Source organism: Shinella curvata (assembly GCF_022899935.1).
GTDB classification, from domain to species: Bacteria; Pseudomonadota; Alphaproteobacteria; order Rhizobiales; family Rhizobiaceae; genus Shinella; species Shinella curvata.
This window is the reverse complement of sequence record NZ_JALJCJ010000006.1, coordinates 379,330-397,358: the sequence shown is the minus strand read 5'-3', so window position 1 is coordinate 397,358 and position 18,029 is coordinate 379,330. Positions and strand designations below refer to the sequence as shown.

Below are 18,029 nucleotides of genomic sequence, written 5' to 3'. Positions count from 1 at the left end.
GATGAACCCCATTCTCGAACTGAAGAACGTCACCAAGGAGTTTCACGGGGTCGCCGCCTTGAGGAATGTCAATTTCACCCTGTATCCGGGCGAAGTGCATTCACTGCTCGGGGAAAACGGCGCCGGCAAATCCACCCTGACCAAGATCATGGCCGGCGTCTATGAGCCGACGCAGGGCGAGGTGGTCTTCAACGGTGAGCCGATGACGTTCGGTCGCCCGGCGGATGCGCTCGGCAAGGGCATCGCCATGGTGTTTCAGGAAACCAGCCTGGTGCCCTCCCTGACCGTGGCCCAGAACATCTACCTCGGAAACGAGAAGTTCCTGAACCGGTTGCGGGGTATCTACATCGCTGCCCAGCAATTCCTGCAATCGCTGAATTTCGGTGTCGATCCGACACTCTACGTCTCGCAGCTGGGCGCGGCGCAAAAGCAGATGGTCGAGATCGCCCGCGCCGTGCATCACAAGGCCAAGGTCATCATCTTCGATGAGCCGACCGCGACATTGACGCCGGAGGAGAAGCACCATTTCTTCTCGCTGGTGAACCGGCTGAAGCGTGAGGGTGTATCGATCATCTTCATCAGCCACGCGCTCGAAGAGGCGCTGGCGATCTCGGACCGCATCACCATCCTGCGGGATGGCCAGCATGTGATCACCGACGATGCCAGAAATTTCGATCGCGACAAGATCATCGCCTCGATGGTCGGCCGGTCGCTCTCCGCCGAGCTCTATAGCCGCGACAAGACGCGCAAGGCTCGCCCATACGGCCACAAGGTCCTGTCGGTGCAGAACCTTTCGATGGGCAAAATGGTGCGCAACACCTCGTTTTCCGTTTATGCCGGGCAGATTACCGGTATTTTCGGGCTGATCGGCTCGGGCCGTACTGAGACGGCTAAAATCATCTCGGGCGTGGTGAAGCGTGATTTCTTCCATGGCGGCGAGGTTCGGCTGGAAGGCAAATCCGTGCGTTACCGGGTGCCGCGGCCGGCCGTGAAGGATGGCATCGTCTACGTCACCGAGGATCGCAAGATCGAGGGCTTCTTCGAGACCAAGTCGATTGCCGAAAACATCTACCTGAACCTGCTGTCCGCCGATCTCAACCGGGGCGTCGTGGTGTCGCATTCCGAGATGATGGATCTTGCCAGGGACTGGACCAGGCGGCTCAACGTCAAGGCGATCGATGGCAATGCCCGCGTGATCGAGCTTTCCGGCGGCAACCAGCAGAAGGTGGTGATCGCCAAGGCGCTGATACAGAAGCCCAAGCTGGTAATCTTCGACGAGCCGACGCGCGGCGTCGATGTCGGGGCCATCGCCGAACTGCACCAGGTCATCAACGAGCTTGCCGATGCCGGTCTCGCGGTCGTGGTGATTTCTTCCTACTTGCCCGAGATCCTCAATCTGGCCGATCGTATCCTCGTTTCGCGCCAAGGGCGGGTGGTCGAGGAATTCTCGACGGAAGAGGCGACCGAGGAAAAGATCATGTACGCGGCGGTTCACTGAGCCTTCCGAGCGTTGAAATGCCGGCCTGCCCGGTGGAATGAGGAATGGTACAATGAAGATCAGGGCAGCCGTTCTCGAGGAAATCGGCCTCGAACGTCCCTATGCAAAGAGCCAGCCGCTCAAGGTGCGGGAGGTCGAGCTGGAAGGTCCGGGACCGGGCGAGGTTCTGGTGAAGATCGCGGTTGCCGGGCTCTGCCATTCCGACCTCTCGGTCATCGACGGCAACCGACCACGCCCCGTGCCGATGGTTCTGGGTCATGAAGCCTCCGGCGTCGTCGAGGAGGTCGGCCCTTATGTCGATGATCTCTCGCCCGGCGATCATGTGGTCTTCGTTTTCGTCCCGAGCTGCGGCCATTGCGCGCCCTGCTCGGAAGGTCGTCCCGCGCTGTGCGAGCCCGGTGCCGTTTCGAACGGCCATGGCGAATTGCTGGGTGGCACCAACCGGCTGCACTGGAAAGGAAAGAAGGTCCATCATCATGTGGGCGTCTCCTCCTTTGCCGAATATGCGACAGTTTCGCGCCGCTCATTGGTCAAGGTCGATTGTGACGTGCCGCTCGATATCGCGGGCCTGATCGGTTGTGCGGTGCTGACCGGGGCGGGCGCCGTTTTCAACACTGGCGATGTCAAGCCCGGCGGATCGACGGCAGTCATCGGGCTCGGCGGCGTCGGGCTCGCAGCCCTTATCGGTGCCGCCGCCGCGGGCGCCGAAACGATCGTCGCCGTCGACAGGCTCGATTCCAAGCTGGAGTTCGCAAAGGCATTGGGCGCGACCCACACCTTCAACGCCGATGATCCCGATGTCGTCGCCAAGGTCAGGGAGGCCACGAACGGTGGCGTCGAGGCGGCGATGGAGTTTGCCGGTTCGGTCAAGGCACTGGAATTCGGCTACGCCATCACCCGTCGTGGCGGTACCACGATCACCGCCGGCCTGCCCAATCCGAAGGCCATGCTGTCCCTGCCGGCCGTGACGCTGGTGGCCGAGGAGCGCACGCTGAAGGGCAGCTATATCGGTTCCGGCGTTCCTTCGCGGGATATTCCGCGGTTCCTTGGTCTCTACAAGCGCGGCAAGCTGCCGGTCGACAAACTTTTGACGCACCGCCTGAGGCTCGACGACATCAATGAAGGTTTTGACCGGCTGGCCGACGGTTCGGCTGTGCGCCAGATCGTCGAATTTGACTGATTTTCTTTGGCGCCGGTCCTTTTTGAGGCGCGGCAACCGTTGCTAGACATATGGAGTAACCGACATGGCCAGACCCGAAGGCATCACCGATTTTCTCTGCTTCATCGATGGCGAATGGGTCGCCGCGCAATCGGGCGAGACGTTCGAATCGCATGATCCGTTCACGGCGAAGGTCTGGGCCCGGATGCCGAAATGCGATGCGCGCGATGTCGACCGCGCCGTGTCGGCTGCCCGTCGCGCCTTCGATACGGGCGAATGGTCGACACTCAACGCCACCCAGCGCGGCCATCTGCTGCGGCGGCTTGGCGATCTCATTGCCCGCGATGCCGATCGTCTCGCCACGACCGAGGTGCGCGACAACGGCAAGCTGATTGCGGAGATGCGCGGTCAGGTCGGTTATATTCCGCAATGGTTTTATTATTTCGCCGGCATGGCCGACAAGATCGAGGGCGGTGTTCCCCCGATCGACAAGCCGGACATGTTCACCTACACCCGCCACGAGCCGGTGGGTGTGGTCGCCGCGATCACGCCGTGGAATTCACCGCTTCTGCTGCTGACGTGGAAAATGGCGCCAGCGCTGGCGGCCGGCTGCACCATGGTCATCAAGCCGTCCGAATTCACCTCCGCCTCGACGCTGGAACTGATGCGGCTGGTCGAGGAGGCCGGTTTCCCCAAGGGTGTCGTCAATGTCATCACCGGTTTCGGCCAGGATGTCGGCGAGGCGATCTCGACGCATAACGGTATCGACAAGATCGCCTTTACCGGCGGCGAAGTTTCCGGCCGCCGCATCGCACAGCAGGCGACCGGAAACTTCAAGCGACTGACGCTGGAGCTTGGCGGCAAGTCGGCCCAGCTCGTCTTTGCCGATGCCGTTCTCGACAATGCCGTCAAGGGCGTGGTCTCCGGTATCTTTGCCGCAACCGGCCAGACCTGCATCGCCGGCTCCAGGCTTCTCGTGCACGAAACGATTCACGACCAGTTTCTGGAGAAATTCCTGGATCTTGCCCGAACGGCCAGGATGGGCGACCCAATGGAGATGAGCACCCAGGTCGGCCCTGTGACGACCCAGCCGCAGTTCCAGCGGGTGCTGTCGATGATCGACATGGCGAAATCCGACGGAGCAACCGTGGCGATGGGTGGCAAACCGGCCGACCGGCCGGAATGCGGGGACGGCTGGTTTATCGAGCCGACCGTATTTTCCGGCGTCCGCAACGAAATGCGCATCGCACAGGAAGAGGTATTCGGCCCGGTGCTGTCGGTCATCAAATTCAGTGATGACGAGGAAGCCTACCACATCGCCAACGACACGCCCTACGGCCTTGCCGCCGGTGTCTGGACCTCCGACATGGGCCGCGCCTTTACCGCCGCCAAGCGGTTGCGCGCGGGTACGGTCTGGACCAACACCTACCGTGCGGTTTCCTACATGATGCCCTTCGGCGGCTTCAAGAATTCCGGCATCGGCCGCGAAAGCGGCCAGGACGCGATCTATGATTTCCTCGAAACCAAGAGCGTTTGGCTCGCCTTCAACAAGGATGTGCCAAACCCGTTCGTGATGCGGTAGTTGAGATCAGCAGCGAAATTGCAGCGTCTGTAGACAGGCCGCACCATCCCAGCGCCAGCACGAACATGGGTTTCGCGGGAACCCGATCGAAAACGCGCGGGCCTACCCGCCCATCTTCGTGGGGACTTCCTCCCCCGGGACGGGCGTGACATCAGGCGCTTCCTCCGGAACGACATCCGGCCCAGGTTCCTCAATCGGGCGTTCGGGAATATCGGGAAGCGAGTCCGGCGTCTCTCCCGGTGGGATCTCCTGAGGTTTCTTCGGGTCTTTCGGATCGTCGGTCATAGTGAGTTCCTTTCACATCGACCAACCGTGATAATCCAGGGAATGTTCCCTTCGCCGATCGGCAGGCATGACAAGCGCCAACGGGGAATGGATGTAGAAACGTATCAGCCTATCTTTCGATAGAAAGGGATCCGGTCGGCAGGGCTTGATCGGATCCGTCTCGCTCTTCCTGGATCCCAAAAGGCGCCTGCCTACAATCAAGGTGAACGTTTAGATCAGCGTGCGAGCCACACTCGTGACTCTCAAGACTGATTTATTGTCCTAGTCGATAACACCCACGCCCCGACTATATTGGGCCCTGCCTGCGTGGTTAAGGCATCGCGGGAAAGAGTGGCGGTCGTTGACCCGTGCAATCTAGAGGTCCAGCTTGACGTTGTCGCCAACGTCGGGTGTTGCGCCAGTTACAGCCGCTATCACCATTTTTACTGTCGCTACAATTTTTCCCGGACTATCCCATAGTTCAGCCTCATCAGGAACAACGGTGATCAGTCGAATTTCCGGATCCTCAGGCGTATCCCACCAAGCCTCGTCCGTCTTCTCCCAAAGCCGCTCGATCTTCGAGCGGTCATTGCTGACCGCTGCGTGCCCGGATACGGTCACGTACTTGTAGCCACTGTTGTCGCTCCACGCCATTGTGACTTTCGGAAACCGCTCAAGCTGAGCGTTCTTGGCGCCCTCTGCATTGACGAGAAAGTAGATGGCGTTTTCGGCGCGATGGACACGCGCTGAAAGAGGTCTGGCTCGGGAATACTCTCCATCCCACGTGACAAACATGCAGATGTCGATGTCCTTGGCGAGTTCCCATACACGATCTGCCGCTTCGGATTGATCGAGTTCGGACGTCTGTTCTTCGCGTTTCGACATGGAAAATCCTCGTTTGGTTCGGGTAAGCCAAACTCCAATGAGCCTGCGGACGTTCCAAGACTTCACGTTTATTCGTGTGAGGGGGCATGCCATCAGGGTTGACGAGCTTGCCGTAGGTCTGCCTTAAGCTGATTGATGGCAAAATCGGACGCGGCATCCTTGGCCGACAGAGGCGGAACTATGCCTTGTCGCGGAACCGGATCCTTGCGCCATCAGTCATCGAGGACGTCCTGACAATTGTGGGCAGGGGGATTAATATGATGAAAACCATCATGTTGTGTGCGATGGCAAGCATAAGGTCCTGCGGCTGAACGGAGGAAAGCCGTTTCGCGAACAAAAATTTGTCGCGGATGTGGAAGAGACCGGTTAGTTGATCGTCATAGTCGCAGCGCCGATACTGAAAGCATAATTCATGTCCGATCTCCTGAAGCGTTTTGCGTCCTACTACCGCCCGCACCGTGGCTTGTTTGCACTGGATTTCTCGTCCGCCGTCGTGGCGGGGCTTCTGGAGCTCGCCTTTCCGGTCGCTGTGACGCTGTTCATCGACCGCCTGCTGCCGACCGGCCAGCTCGACGTGATCGCGCTTGCCGCCGCGGGGCTGTTCCTGATCTACCTTTTCAGTGCCGGCCTGCAGGTCATCGTCACCTACTGGGGCCACATGCTGGGCGTGCGCATCGAGGCTGAGATGCGTCGCAAGGCCTTCGATCACTTGCAGAAGCTGTCCTTCGGCTATTTCGACAACCAGAAAACCGGCCATCTCGTGGCAAGGCTGACCAAGGATCTCGAGGAGATCGGAGAGGTCGCCCATCACGGACCGGAAGACCTCTTCATCGCCATCATGACGCTGATCGGCGCTTTCATCCTGATGCTCTGGGTGCATGTGCCGCTGGCGTTGATCACCGCCGTCATCGTGCCGCTGACGGCCTGGGTCACCACGCATTACGGTGCCCGCATGACCTCCACCTGGCACGCGCTCTATGGCCGTGTCGCCGATTTCAATGCCCGCATCGAGGAGAATGTCGGCGGCATCCGGGTCGTGCAGGCCTTCGCCAACGAGGACCACGAGCGCAAGCTGTTTGCCGAGAGCAACAAAAACTATCTCACGACCAAGATGCAGGCCTACAAGGTGATGGCGGCATCCGCCTCGCTGTCCTACCTCTCCATGCGCTTCGTGCAGGTCGTCGTGATGCTGGCTGGTGCCTGGTTCGTGGTGCATGGCGAGCTTTCGGCCGGTGGCTTCGTCGGGTTCCTGCTGCTCGTCAACGTGTTCTTCCGGCCGATCGACAAGATCAATTCGATCATCGAGACCTATCCGAAGGGTATTGCCGGCTTTACGCGCTATACGCAGTTCCTCGACACCGAGCCCGATATCCGTGACGGGGCGGATGCAAAAGAGGTGAGCCGTCTCAACGGCGATATCGAATACCGCGGCGTCGGCTTCGGCTACAGCGCCGACAAGGCGGTGTTCGATGGGCTCGATGTCTCGATCAAGGCTGGCGAGACCATCGCCTTCGTCGGTCCCTCGGGTGCCGGGAAGACGACGATCTGCTCGCTTTTGCCGCGGTTCTACGAGATTACATCCGGCACGATCGCCATCGATGGCGTCGATGTCAGAGACATGACGCTCCGGTCGTTGCGCTCCAATATCGGCATCGTGCAGCAGGATGTCTTTCTCTTTGCCGGCACGATTCGCGAGAACATCGCCTATGGTCGGCTCGATGCCACCGAGGCGGAAATTCTTGATGCGGCGAAACGCGCCCGCCTCGACGATGTGATCGCCAATCTAGCCGACGGGCTCGACACCATCATCGGCGAGCGCGGCGTGAAACTCTCGGGCGGCCAGAAGCAGCGTCTCGCCATCGCCCGCATCTTCCTGAAGAACCCGCCGATCCTGATTCTCGACGAGGCGACCTCGGCGCTCGACACGGAGACGGAGCGGGCGATCCAGCAGTCGCTGGCCGAGCTATCGGCCGGCCGTACCACGCTGGTCATCGCCCACCGGCTCGCCACCATCGCCAATGCCGATCGCATTCTCGTGGTCGATGACGGGCGCATCGTCGAGAGCGGCAATCATGCCGAGCTCATCGCCCGAAAGAATGGACGATATCGCAATCTCCAGGCGGCGCAGACGGAAGGCGGGTCTGTCCATCCCTTCCCGGTAAGGGGTTGATCACGCGGTGTTTGACTGCATCGGCATTGCGGGTTCGCCATTATCACGCTGAGGCCGGTTGAAGTACTCGACCGTCCGGTCAGGCCCTGCACGGGCACGAGGCGCTTGCTTTCGCGGGCCGCTTGACGCATGTGCAATGGGGTCTAGACGACGGCAATGCGGTGGATGGATGAAACCGAGCGGACTGAACGTACTGGTTATCGACGAGAATCGGATCCGGGCCGCTATCATCGAAGAAGGGCTGCGCGATGCCGGTTATGACCAGGTCACGGTCATCGATATCATGCACGGCCTCGCGCGCCGCATCGCCGACCTCAACCCCGATGTCATCGTCATCGACCTCGAAAACCCCAATCGCGATATGCTGGAAAGCATGTTCCAGCTTTCCCGCGCCGTAAAACGCCCCATTGCCATGTTTGTCGACAGATCAGACGAAGCCTCCATCGAGGCGGCGGTCGAGGCTGGCGTTTCGGCCTATATCGTCGACGGATTGAAGCAGGAGCGGGTGCGGCCGATCCTGAAAATGGCGATCAGCCGCTTCAATGCATTCTCCAGGCTCAACCGGGAACTCGAGGAAACGCGCGGCGAGCTTGAAAACCGTAAAGTGATCGATCGCGCCAAGGGGCTGCTGATGCGCTCGCGCGGGCTTTCGGAAGACGAGGCCTATGCGCTGCTGCGCCGCACGGCGATGAACCAGAACCGCAAGATCGTCGAGATCGCCCAGAGCCTCGTCACCGCGGCCAGCCTGCTCGATCCCGGAGGGACGCAATGACGACGCGCCACGCCATCACCGCCGGCTTCGTGCCGCTGCTCGACAGCGCGCTTCTGGTCGTCGCCCGCGAAATGGGCTTCGCCGAGGAGCAGGCGATCGACCTCACGCTGGTGCGCGAGCGTTCCTGGGCGAGCATCCGCGACCGGCTTGCCGTGCGCCATATCGACGTCGCGCATATCCTCGGGCCCATGCCGATCGCCGGCAATCTCGGCCTCAACGTTCCCGCCCCCGAGATGATCGTGCCGATGGCGCTCGGTCTCGGCGGCAATGCGGTGACGGTGTCGGCGGCGCTCTGGCACGCGATGGCGGAGCATGGCGCGACGATGGATCTTGATGCGCACAGGAATGGTGTGGCGCTGCGCAAGGCCATCGATGCTCGGAAAACGGCGCCGTTGCGCTTCGGTGTCGTGCATCCCTATTCCGGGCACAATTACGAACTGCGCTACTGGCTGGCGGCGAGTGGCATCGATCCGGATCGCGATATGGAGATCCTCGTGCTGCCGCCGCCCGATATGGGCGATGCGCTCGCCGGGAACGTCATCGACGGCTATTGCGCGGGCGAGCCCTGGAACACCTTTGGCGTGCTTCGCCGCGGCGGGCATCTTGCGACCGTCAAGGCGGCGATCTGGCGGTCGAGCCCGGAAAAAGTGCTTGGCGTCAATGCACGCTGGGGTGAGGCAAACCCGGAAGCGATGGCGGCGCTGCTGGTTGCCCTGCATCAGGCGTCGCTCTGGTGTGCCCGCCCGGACAATCACGAGGCGCTTGCGAAGCTTCTGGCAAAATCCGCCTATGTCGGGCGGGATGTGGAGCTGCTTCTGCCGGCGCTCGGGGGCAATTTGCCGGTCGGCGGCGGAGTGGTGCAGTCCATCAGCGATTTCTTTGTGCCGAACGCCAAGGCCGCAACCTTCCCCTGGAAGAGCCACGCTCTGTGGTTCTACACCCAGATGATCCGTTGGCGGCAGATCGAGCATACCGCCGAGCGCCAGCGCATCGCGGCGGAAACCTATCGGCCGGATCTCTACCGCGCCGCGCTGAAGGGGCTCGGGATAGCCATGCCGTCCGCAAGCGCCAAGGTCGAGGGCGCCTTGACCGCTGCGACGCCGGTCGGTTCATCCGGTGCCCTGACACTCGGGCCGGACGGGTTCTTCGATGGCGGGCGCTTCGACCCAGACGATGTGGAAGCCTATATCGCCTCCCAATCCACCGGTTGAATCCGGCGCTTAATTTATGCGCGCTGCACAAAATTGGCTTTGCGTTGCACAGAGTGAGAGCCGCCAGTCAGGTGTTCCGGGCTTATGTCTTATTTATTCTTTTTAAAACAATAACTTGAAAAACTGGCATGCCGATTGCTTTTAAGTGATTAGGCCTCAAGGCCACGAAATCGGCGTCCAACGACGGGCGCCTCACCAGCAAAGCCGCTGATCAGGATTCTGCGTGTACGGACGTGACCGTGCAGCATGTGCCTGGCCAGCGGCTTTTTGTTTTTCACCCCCAAGATGGAGCGGCACGACCTTGTCGGGCCTCGGAGAAGCCATGTCTGAGATCAAGCAGTCCTCATCCCCGCGCGAACCCGCCATCGCGCTCTGGATGTCCACCTTTGCCTTTACCATCTGTTTTGCCGTCTGGACGATCTTCGCGATCATCGGCATCCGCATCAAGGAAGACCTCGGCCTGTCGGAAGCGCAGTTCGGTCTTCTCGTCGGCACGCCGATCCTGACCGGGTCGTTGGTGCGCATCCTGCTTGGCGTCTGGACGCCGCGCTTCGGCGGCCGCCTCGTCTATACGCTGACCATGCTGGCGGCGGCGCTGTCGACGCTCCTGCTGTCGCATGCCACGACCTTCCCGCAGATGCTGCTTGCCGGTCTGGGCGTCGGGCTTGCCGGAGGCTCCTTCGCCGTGGGTGTTGCCTATGTCTCACCGTTCTTCCCGGCGGAAAAGCAGGGTACGGTGCTCGGCATCTTCGGAGCGGGCAATGTCGGTGCGGCGCTCACGAAATTCGTCGCGCCCTTCGTGCTGGTCGCGGCCGGCTGGCAGATGGTTGCGGAAATCTGGCCGGCTGCGCTGATCCTCACGGCCTGCCTCTTCTGGTTCACGACGAGCGACGATCCGGCTTTCAAGAGCCGTCGTGACGGCAAGGCGCCGAAGCGCAGCCTGCGGGAGGAATTTGCCCCCCTGAAGAAGGCCCAGGTCTGGCGTTTTTCGCTCTACTATTTCTTCGCTTTCGGCGGCTTCGTCGCTCTAGCGCTCTGGCTGCCGCGTTACCTCGTCGGCGTCTACGGCTTCGACATCGCCACCGCCGGCATGGTCGCTGCCGCCTATTCCATTCCCGGCAGCATTTTCCGCGCGCTTGGCGGCATGCTTTCGGACCGCAAGGGCGCTCGCTCCGTTATGTATTGCATGTTCGCGGTCTCGGCCGTCGCAACGCTCATCCTGGCGCTGCCATCAGGCATCACGCCCGCCGTCTTCATCGTCGTGGTCTTCGTGCTCGGCTTCGTCATGAGCCTCGGCAAGGCTGCCGTCTACAAGCATATCCCGGCCTATTATCCCGATAGCGTCGGCCCGGTCGGCGGCATCGTCGGCATGGTCGGTGGTCTCGGCGGCTTCATCCTGCCCATCGCCTTCGGTCTGCTTAAGGATGCGACGGGCCTCTGGTCGAGCTGTTTCCTGCTGCTCTTCGCCGTCGTCGCCGTCTCGCTGATCTGGATGCACCTCTCCATCCGCCAGATGGAGCGCCCCTCCGTCTCTGCCGTCGCAGCATAATCGCAAGGAAAGACTATGACCGAGAAACTCGTCATCATCGGCAATGGCATGGCGCCAGGGCGCATGCTGGAGCACCTCCTCGAAAAGGCCCCGGGCCAATACGCGGTCACCATTTTCAACGCCGAGCCGCGCGTCAACTACGACCGCATCATGCTCTCGCCGGTGCTGTCGGGCGAGAAGGATTATGAAGAGATCATCATCCATGGCGACGGCTGGTACATCAAGCACGGCATCACGCTCTACAAGGGCCACCGCATCGTCGCCATCGACCGCGATGCCAGGACGGTGACATCCGATCACGGCGTGACCGAGAGCTACGACAAGCTGGTTATCGCCACCGGCTCGGTGCCCTTCATCCTGCCGGTGCCGGGCAAGGACCTGCCCGGCGTCATCACCTACCGCGATCTCGATGACGTGCAGGCCATGCTGCTCGCCGCCCAGTCGCGCGAAAAGGCCGTCGTCATCGGTGGTGGCCTGCTCGGCCTCGAAGCCGCCGCCGGCCTTGCCGGTCGCGGCATGGATGTCACCGTGCTCCATGTCATGCCGACGCTGATGGACCGCCAGCTAGATCCGGCCGCCGGCTATCTGCTGCAGAAGGAACTGGAAGGGCGCGGTATCAAGGTCCTCTGCAAGGCCAATACCAGGGCCATTGTTGGCAACGGCAAGGTCGAGGGTATCGAACTGGAGGATGGCCGCATCATCCCGGCGACGCTGGTCGTCATGGCCGTCGGCATCCGTCCGAGCGTCGGACTTGCCAGGGAGGCAGGGCTCGCCATCAACCGCGGCATCGTTGTGGATCACGGCATGCAGACCTCCGACGGCAGCATCTGGGCACTCGGCGAATGCGCTGAGGTCGGCGGCATGGTCTATGGCCTCGTCGCACCGCTCTACGAAATGGCGCGTGTCGCGGCTTCGCATCTTGCCGGCGAGCAGGGTGCGAGCTTCGTGCATTCGGACACGCCGACCAAGCTGAAGGTGACGGGCATCGAGCTCTTTTCGCTCGGTGATTTCGCCGATGGCGACGATCGCGAGGAGATCGTGCTGCGCGATGCCTCGGCCGGCGTCTACAAGCGGCTGGTGCTGAAGGGCAACAAGATCATCGGCACGGTACTCTATGGCGAAACCGCCGATGGCGCCTGGTTCAATGATCTGAAGAAGAAGCAGACCGACATTTCCGAAATGCGCGAGACGCTGATCTTCGGCCAGGCCTATCAGGGGGGCGCTCCGCTGGACCCTATGGCGGCCGTTGCAGCCTTGCCGGATGATGCGGAAATCTGCGGCTGCAACGGCGTCTGCAAGGGCAGGATCGTCTCGACCATAACGGAAAAGGGCCTGACCGCGCTCGACGAGGTGCGCGCCCACACCAAGGCATCGGCCTCCTGCGGTTCCTGCACCGGCTTGGTCGAGCAGCTGATGACGCTGACGCTCGGTGACAGCTACAATCCCGCCGCCGTCCAGCCGATGTGCCGCTGCACCGACCTCGGCCATGACGATGTGCGCCGCCTGATCAAGGCGAAGGGGCTGAAGACCATTCCGGCGGTCATGCAGGAGCTGGAATGGAAGACCTCCTGCGGCTGCGCCAAGTGCCGCCCGGCGCTGAACTACTACCTCGTCTGTGACTGGCCGGACGACTATGCCGACGATTACCAGTCGCGCTTCATCAACGAGCGTGTGCACGCCAATATCCAGAAGGACGGCACCTATTCCGTCGTGCCGCGCATGTGGGGTGGGGTCACCAATTCCGGTGAACTGCGCGCCATCGCCGATGTGGTCGACAAGTTCGAGATTCCTCTGGTGAAGGTCACCGGCGGCCAGCGCATCGACCTGCTCGGCATCGAGAAGGAAGACCTGCCGGCCGTCTGGGCCGATCTCGGCAAGGCCGGCTTCATCTCGGGGCAGGCTTACGCGAAAGGCCTGCGTACGGTCAAAACCTGTGTCGGTTCCGACTGGTGCCGCTTCGGCACGCAGGATTCGACCGGTCTTGGCATCCGTATCGAAAAGTTCATGTGGGGCTCGTGGACGCCGGCCAAGCTGAAGCTCGCCGTCTCCGGCTGTCCGCGCAACTGCGCGGAAGCGACCTGCAAGGATATCGGCGTGATCTGCGTCGACAGCGGTTTCGAGATCCATTTCGCGGGTGCGGCGGGCCTCGACATCAAGGGTACGGAAGTGCTCGGCTTGGTGAAGAGCGAGGACGAGGCGCTGGAGCATATCGTGGCGCTGACGCAGATGTATCGCGAGCAGGCGCGTTATCTCGAGCGCATCTACAAATGGGCGAAACGCATTGGTCTCGATGAGATCCGCCGTCAGATCATCGGCGATGCCGGCAAGCGCAAGGCCTATTATGACCGTTTCGTCTTCTCCCAGAAATTCGCCCAGGTCGATCCCTGGTCGGAGCGTGTCTCCGGCAAGGACAAACATGAATTCCTGCCGATGGCGAGCATCGGCTACGGACAGGCAGCGGAATAGGAGCTCGGACATGAACTGGTTTGCCATCGGAAACATTGCCGACATTCCGCTGCGCGGCGCGCGCTGCGTGAAAACTCCGCAGGGCAAGATCGCCGTGTTCCGCACCGCGGAAAACGAGGTTTTTGCCATCGAGGACCATTGCCCGCACAAGGGCGGGCCACTCTCGCAAGGCATCGTCCATGCCAAGGCCGTGACCTGCCCGCTGCACAACTGGGTGATCTCGCTGGAGACCGGCAAGGCGCTCGGCGCGGACGAGGGTGCGGTGAAGACCATCGCGCTGAAGAATGACGGCGGCGCGCTGTTCATCGCGCTTGAAAGCCTGATGGTGGCGGCCGAATAGGATGGAACAGGCGGTCAAGACAACCTGCCCCTATTGTGGCGTCGGCTGCGGCGTCATCGCGACGGTTGGAGACGGCGGTGTCGTCTCCGTCAAGGGCGATCCGGACCATCCGTCGAACTACGGCCGGCTCTGCTCGAAGGGCTCGGCGCTTGCCGAGACGATTGATCTCGACGGCCGTATCCTGCATCCCGAGATCGGTGGCGAACCGGCGTCCTGGGACAGCGCGCTCGACCTTGTCGCGGCAAAGTTTTCCGCTGCGATTGCCGGGCACGGCCCCGAGTCCGTGGCGTTCTATGTCTCCGGCCAGCTGCTGACGGAGGATTACTACGTCGCCAACAAGCTGATGAAGGGTTTTTTCGGCTCGGCCAATATCGACACGAATTCCCGGCTCTGCATGTCCTCCTCCGTCGCCGGCCATCGCCGCGCCTTCGGCTCTGATACGGTGCCGGGGACCTACGAGGACCTGGAGCTTGCCGATCTCGTTATCCTGACCGGTTCCAACTTGGCCTGGTGCCATCCCGTGCTCTACCAACGCCTTGCCGCGGCCAAAGAGCGGCGTCCGGGCATGAAGGTCGTCGTCATCGATCCGCGCCGTACTATGACGGCCGATATCGCCGACCTGCACCTCGCCATCCGCCCCGATACGGATGTGGCGCTGTTCGTCGGCCTGTTTGCGCATCTCGTCTCGAACAATGCCGTCGACCAGAACTATGTGGCGGCGCATACGTCAGGTTTTGCCGAAGCCTTCGCGATGGCGGCGGGCGTTTCCTTTGGCGACGTGCTCGAACGGACTGGGCTTCCGGCCATGCAGCTTCGCGAATTCTACCGCCTGTTCACGACGACCAAGAAGATCGTGACCTGCTACAGCCAGGGCGTCAACCAGTCCTCGTCCGGAACCGACAAGGTCAACGCCATCCTCAATTGCCACCTCGCCACCGGCCGGATCGGAAAGCCGGGCATGGGGCCGTTCTCATTGACGGGGCAGCCCAACGCCATGGGCGGCCGCGAGGTCGGCGGGCTCGCCAACATGCTGGCCGCCCATATGGCCATCGAAAGCGCGGAGGACCGCGACCGGGTGCAGCGCTTCTGGGCCTCGCCCGTTATCGCGGAAAAGCCGGGCCTCAAGGCCGTCGATCTCTTTCAGGCCGTGGCGGACGGGCGCATCAAGGCGCTGTGGATCATGGCGACCAATCCCGTGGTCTCGATGCCCGATGCCGGTGCCGTCGAGGCTGCGATCAAGGCCTGTCACTTTGTCGTCGTCTCCGACATCCTGAAGGAGACGGACACAGCACGCCACGCCCATGTCCTGTTGCCGTCGCTTGGCTGGGGGGAGAAGAGCGGGACCGTCACCAATTCCGAGCGCCGCATTTCCCGCCAGCGCGCCTTCCTTGCAGCACCTGGTGCAGCGCGGGCGGATTGGTGGCAGCTCGCCGAAGTCGCACATCGCATGGGTTTTGCCGATGCTTTCGCCTATGAAACACCAGCGGAAATCTTCTCCGAACATGCCGCTCTCTCGGCCTTCGAGAACGCCGGAAGCCGGGATTTCGACATCGGCATCCATCAAGGCATCGGGCATCATACGTATGATGCGCTTACCCCCTTCCAATGGCCGCAGCCGGCGGGGCAGGTGAGCATGGAAACACGCTTCTTCGCCGATGGCGGTTTCTACCACGCGGATGGCAAGGCCCGTTTCATCGCCGTTGAGCCGGCAGAGACCGACCGCACCAATCCCGACTATCCTTTCACGCTGAACACTGGCCGTATCCGCGACCAGTGGCACACCATGACGCGCACGGGCAAAAGCGCACGCCTGTCGTCCCACATCGCCGAGCCCTTCGCCGAGCTGCATCCGCGTGATGCCATCGAGATCGGCGTCGGCAATGCCGGTCTGGTCGAGATCGAGAGCCCGCTGGGCAGCGCCGTGGTGCGTGCGTTGATCACCGAGCGCCAGGCGCGCGGCAGCATCTTCGCCCCCATGCACTGGAACGACCAGTTTGCCGCCAAGGCTCGTATCGATGCCGTTGTACCCTCCATCGTCGACCGTTTTTCCGGCCAGCCCGCCTCGAAGAATGTTGCCGTCGCTGCCCGCCGGTTCAAGGCGCAGCACTATGCTTTCGCCGTCTCGCAGGCGAAGCCGGCCATGCCGGATGCTGCCTACTGGGCGCTCGCCAAGGCCGACGGCGGCTGGCGGCTGGAACTGGCCTTTACCGCGCCGGCTGAACACTGGGCGGACTGGTGCCGCCGCACCTTCGCCATACCCGATGGTGTCGAGCCGCTCGGCTATGCGGATGCGCAGACCGGTGATGTCAGGCTCGCCTTCTTCGATGGTACGCGGCTTCTCGTCGCCTTTTTCCTGGCGCGTGAGCCCGTCGCTGTCGCCCGCAACTGGGCGATTGCGCAATTGACCGCCGAACACGCCAACCTGCGCAAGCGCTTCGCGCTCGTCGCCGGCCGTCCGGGCGCGGACAAGCCGGATCCCGGCGCCACCGTCTGTTCCTGCTTCGGCGTCGGCGTCAATCAGATCGTCGCCGCCGTGCGCGGCGGCTGCCATAGCGTCGAGGCCGTCGGCAAGGCGCTCAATGCCGGAACCAATTGCGGCTCCTGCCGCGCCGAGATCAGGGGGGTCGTCGATGGATGCCTTGCAGCCGCCGCGGAGTGAAGCCCGCATGGAGCCGCTCGCCAAGCTGCCCGTCTTCTGGACGTTGGAGGGCAGGCGCGTCGTTGTGGCCGGCGGCACGGATGCCGCGATGTGGAAGGCGGAACTGCTGGCCGCCTGCGGCGCCCGCGTCGATGTCTATGCAGAAACCTTCGGCGAGGCTTTCGAGGCGCTCTTCGCCCGCACGCCGGATCATCCCGCCGCGTGCCTGACGCGGCATGCCCGCTGCTGGACGCCGTCCGATCTCTCGGGCGCGGTGCTGGCGATCGGCGATTGCGAGGACGATGCGGGCACGTTCGCCGCGGCCGCCCGAGATGCGGGCGTGCCGGTCAACGTCATCGACAAACCGGCCTTCTGTCAGTTCCAATTCGGCTCCATCGTCAACCGCTCGCCCGTCGTCGTGGCGATCTCGACGGACGGTGCAGCACCGATCCTGGCGCAAACGATCCGCCGCAAGATTGAGACATTGCTGCCGCACAGCCTGAAAACCTGGGCGGCGTTGGCACATTCGCTGCGCGAGGCGGTCAACCTGCGCCTTGCGCCCGGCCCGCAGCGCCGTGCCTTCTGGGAGCGGTTTTCCGACCAGGCATTTTCGACGCTGGATACGCCGGAGGAGGGCGTCGGCGGGGTGCTTCTCGCTGATGCCGCAAGGCTCGCGGAAGCCCCCGCCATCGGTCGCGTGACGCTGGTTGGCGCGGGGCCGGGCGATGCGGAACTGCTGACGTTGAAGGCTGTGCGCGCGCTGCAGGCGGCTGACGTCATTCTTTTCGATGATCTCGTCTCTGCCGACGTGCTGGAACTCGCGCGGCGGGAGGCGAAACGCATGCTGGTCGGAAAACGTGGTGGCCGCGAGAGCTGCCGCCAGGAGGATATCAATACCCTGATGGTCAAGCTCGCCAAGGCCGGCAAACGCGTGGTGCGGCTGAAGTCCGGCGACCCCATGGTCTTCGGCCGGGCCGGCGAAGAGATTGCCCATCTCGACCGCGAAAACATCCCTGTCGATATCGTTCCCGGCATCACGGCGGCAAGCGCCATGGCCGCGCGCCTGGGGCTGTCGCTGACCCATCGCGACCACGCGCAATCGCTTCGTCTCGTTACGGGCCATTCCCGGCACGGCGGTCTGCCTGACAGTGTCGACTGGGTGCGCGTCGCGGATCGCCGCACCACCACGATCTTCTACATGGCCGGCCGAACGGCGTCGCGGATCGCTGAAAAACTCATCGAGCACGGCCTGCCGCCCACGACGCCTGTCGTCATCATGAGCGACATCAGTCGTCCCACGGAGCGCAGCTGGCGTGGTACGCTCTCAGCGCTAACCGAGGGCGTTGGGCAGATCGGATACGACAATCCGGTCCTGATCGCGGTTGGCGACGCGCTCGCCGCGCGGGATGCCCGCATCGCCACCAATGCCGGGCATCCCGCTTTCGAGACGGACAGGCGCAGTCTCTGCAAATAGCCTCGGTGATCGCCACCTGGA

The 18,029-nt window shown here is 62.5% G+C and carries 13 protein-coding genes; 11 read left to right on the top strand and 2 right to left on the bottom strand.

The window, feature by feature from the left end:
• Nucleotide 1: 1 nt before the first annotated feature.
• The 3 genes from MUU55_RS22630 (at nucleotide 2) to MUU55_RS22620 (ending at nucleotide 4,239) form a co-directional block, all read left to right on the top strand.
• Nucleotides 2–1,498 (top strand): sugar ABC transporter ATP-binding protein, encoded by a 1,497-nt coding sequence (locus MUU55_RS22630; protein WP_244763036.1) that lies wholly within the window; start codon nucleotides 2–4, stop codon nucleotides 1,496–1,498.
• A gap of 52 nt (nucleotides 1,499–1,550) precedes the next feature.
• The gene (locus tag MUU55_RS22625; protein WP_244763035.1) at nucleotides 1,551–2,678 is read left to right on the top strand and encodes a zinc-dependent alcohol dehydrogenase family protein; all 1,128 of its coding nucleotides are present in this window, start codon (nucleotides 1,551–1,553) and stop codon (nucleotides 2,676–2,678) included.
• Between the two features lie 64 nt (nucleotides 2,679–2,742).
• Nucleotides 2,743–4,239: an aldehyde dehydrogenase gene (locus MUU55_RS22620; RefSeq protein ID WP_244763034.1), complete on the top strand. Its 1,497-nt coding sequence runs from the start codon at nucleotides 2,743–2,745 to the stop codon at nucleotides 4,237–4,239.
• A gap of 102 nt (nucleotides 4,240–4,341) precedes the next feature.
• On the opposite strand, the gene MUU55_RS22615 is transcribed toward MUU55_RS22620, so the two are convergent.
• Together MUU55_RS22615 and MUU55_RS22610 are read right to left on the bottom strand one after the other, a co-directional pair.
• Nucleotides 4,342–4,524, bottom strand: coding sequence for a hypothetical protein (locus MUU55_RS22615; RefSeq protein ID WP_244763033.1), 183 nt, complete (start codon nucleotides 4,522–4,524; stop codon nucleotides 4,342–4,344).
• 354 nt (nucleotides 4,525–4,878) lie between these two features.
• A complete protein-coding gene (locus tag MUU55_RS22610) occupies nucleotides 4,879–5,388 on the bottom strand; it encodes a pyridoxamine 5'-phosphate oxidase family protein (protein ID WP_244763032.1) in 510 nt (169 codons plus the stop codon).
• A gap of 412 nt (nucleotides 5,389–5,800) precedes the next feature.
• Here MUU55_RS22610 and MUU55_RS22605 point away from each other — a divergent pair, with 412 nt between their 5' ends.
• The 8 genes from MUU55_RS22605 (at nucleotide 5,801) to cysG (ending at nucleotide 18,008) form a co-directional block, all read left to right on the top strand.
• Complete coding sequence (locus MUU55_RS22605; protein WP_244763031.1) at nucleotides 5,801–7,558, top strand: ABC transporter ATP-binding protein; 1,758 nt, start codon at nucleotides 5,801–5,803, stop codon at nucleotides 7,556–7,558.
• Between the two features lie 169 nt (nucleotides 7,559–7,727).
• Entirely contained in the window at nucleotides 7,728–8,330 is a 603-nt protein-coding gene (locus MUU55_RS22600; RefSeq protein WP_244763030.1) for an ANTAR domain-containing response regulator, read from the top strand.
• The gene (locus MUU55_RS22595; RefSeq protein ID WP_244763029.1) at nucleotides 8,327–9,541 is read left to right on the top strand and encodes a CmpA/NrtA family ABC transporter substrate-binding protein; all 1,215 of its coding nucleotides are present in this window, start codon (nucleotides 8,327–8,329) and stop codon (nucleotides 9,539–9,541) included. The genes MUU55_RS22600 and MUU55_RS22595 overlap by 4 nt, the downstream gene beginning before the upstream one ends.
• Before the next feature lie 322 nt (nucleotides 9,542–9,863).
• The gene (locus MUU55_RS22590; protein WP_244763028.1) at nucleotides 9,864–11,090 is read left to right on the top strand and encodes an MFS transporter; all 1,227 of its coding nucleotides are present in this window, start codon (nucleotides 9,864–9,866) and stop codon (nucleotides 11,088–11,090) included.
• A 15-nt stretch (nucleotides 11,091–11,105) separates the two neighbouring features.
• Complete coding sequence (gene nirB, locus MUU55_RS22585) at nucleotides 11,106–13,556, top strand: nitrite reductase large subunit NirB (RefSeq protein ID WP_244763027.1); 2,451 nt, start codon at nucleotides 11,106–11,108, stop codon at nucleotides 13,554–13,556.
• A gap of 10 nt (nucleotides 13,557–13,566) precedes the next feature.
• Complete coding sequence (nirD, locus tag MUU55_RS22580; RefSeq protein ID WP_244763026.1) at nucleotides 13,567–13,896, top strand: nitrite reductase small subunit NirD; 330 nt, start codon at nucleotides 13,567–13,569, stop codon at nucleotides 13,894–13,896.
• 1 nt (nucleotide 13,897) lies between these two features.
• Nucleotides 13,898–16,555, top strand: coding sequence for a nitrate reductase (locus MUU55_RS22575; protein WP_244763025.1), 2,658 nt, complete (start codon nucleotides 13,898–13,900; stop codon nucleotides 16,553–16,555).
• Nucleotides 16,527–18,008, top strand: coding sequence for a siroheme synthase CysG (cysG, locus tag MUU55_RS22570; RefSeq protein ID WP_244763024.1), 1,482 nt, complete (start codon nucleotides 16,527–16,529; stop codon nucleotides 18,006–18,008). Before MUU55_RS22575 ends, cysG begins: the two co-directional genes overlap by 29 nt.
• Nucleotides 18,009–18,029: the final 21 nt, after the last annotated feature.

Bases quoted from the DNA above. Each gene is read 5' to 3' on its own strand.
- MUU55_RS22630 (WP_244763036.1), top strand. From the start codon at position 2: ATGAACCCCATTCTCGAACTGAAGAACGTCACCAAGGAGTTTCACGGG.
- MUU55_RS22625 (WP_244763035.1), top strand. From the start codon at position 1,551: ATGAAGATCAGGGCAGCCGTTCTCGAGGAAATCGGCCTCGAACGTCCC.
- MUU55_RS22620 (WP_244763034.1), top strand. From the start codon at position 2,743: ATGGCCAGACCCGAAGGCATCACCGATTTTCTCTGCTTCATCGATGGC.
- MUU55_RS22615 (WP_244763033.1), bottom strand. From the start codon at position 4,524: ATGACCGACGATCCGAAAGACCCGAAGAAACCTCAGGAGATCCCACCG.
- MUU55_RS22610 (WP_244763032.1), bottom strand. From the start codon at position 5,388: ATGTCGAAACGCGAAGAACAGACGTCCGAACTCGATCAATCCGAAGCG.
- MUU55_RS22605 (WP_244763031.1), top strand. From the start codon at position 5,801: ATGTCCGATCTCCTGAAGCGTTTTGCGTCCTACTACCGCCCGCACCGT.
- MUU55_RS22600 (WP_244763030.1), top strand. From the start codon at position 7,728: ATGAAACCGAGCGGACTGAACGTACTGGTTATCGACGAGAATCGGATC.
- MUU55_RS22595 (WP_244763029.1), top strand. From the start codon at position 8,327: ATGACGACGCGCCACGCCATCACCGCCGGCTTCGTGCCGCTGCTCGAC.
- MUU55_RS22590 (WP_244763028.1), top strand. From the start codon at position 9,864: ATGTCTGAGATCAAGCAGTCCTCATCCCCGCGCGAACCCGCCATCGCG.
- nirB (WP_244763027.1), top strand. From the start codon at position 11,106: ATGACCGAGAAACTCGTCATCATCGGCAATGGCATGGCGCCAGGGCGC.
- nirD (WP_244763026.1), top strand. From the start codon at position 13,567: ATGAACTGGTTTGCCATCGGAAACATTGCCGACATTCCGCTGCGCGGC.
- MUU55_RS22575 (WP_244763025.1), top strand. From the start codon at position 13,898: ATGGAACAGGCGGTCAAGACAACCTGCCCCTATTGTGGCGTCGGCTGC.
- cysG (WP_244763024.1), top strand. From the start codon at position 16,527: ATGGATGCCTTGCAGCCGCCGCGGAGTGAAGCCCGCATGGAGCCGCTC.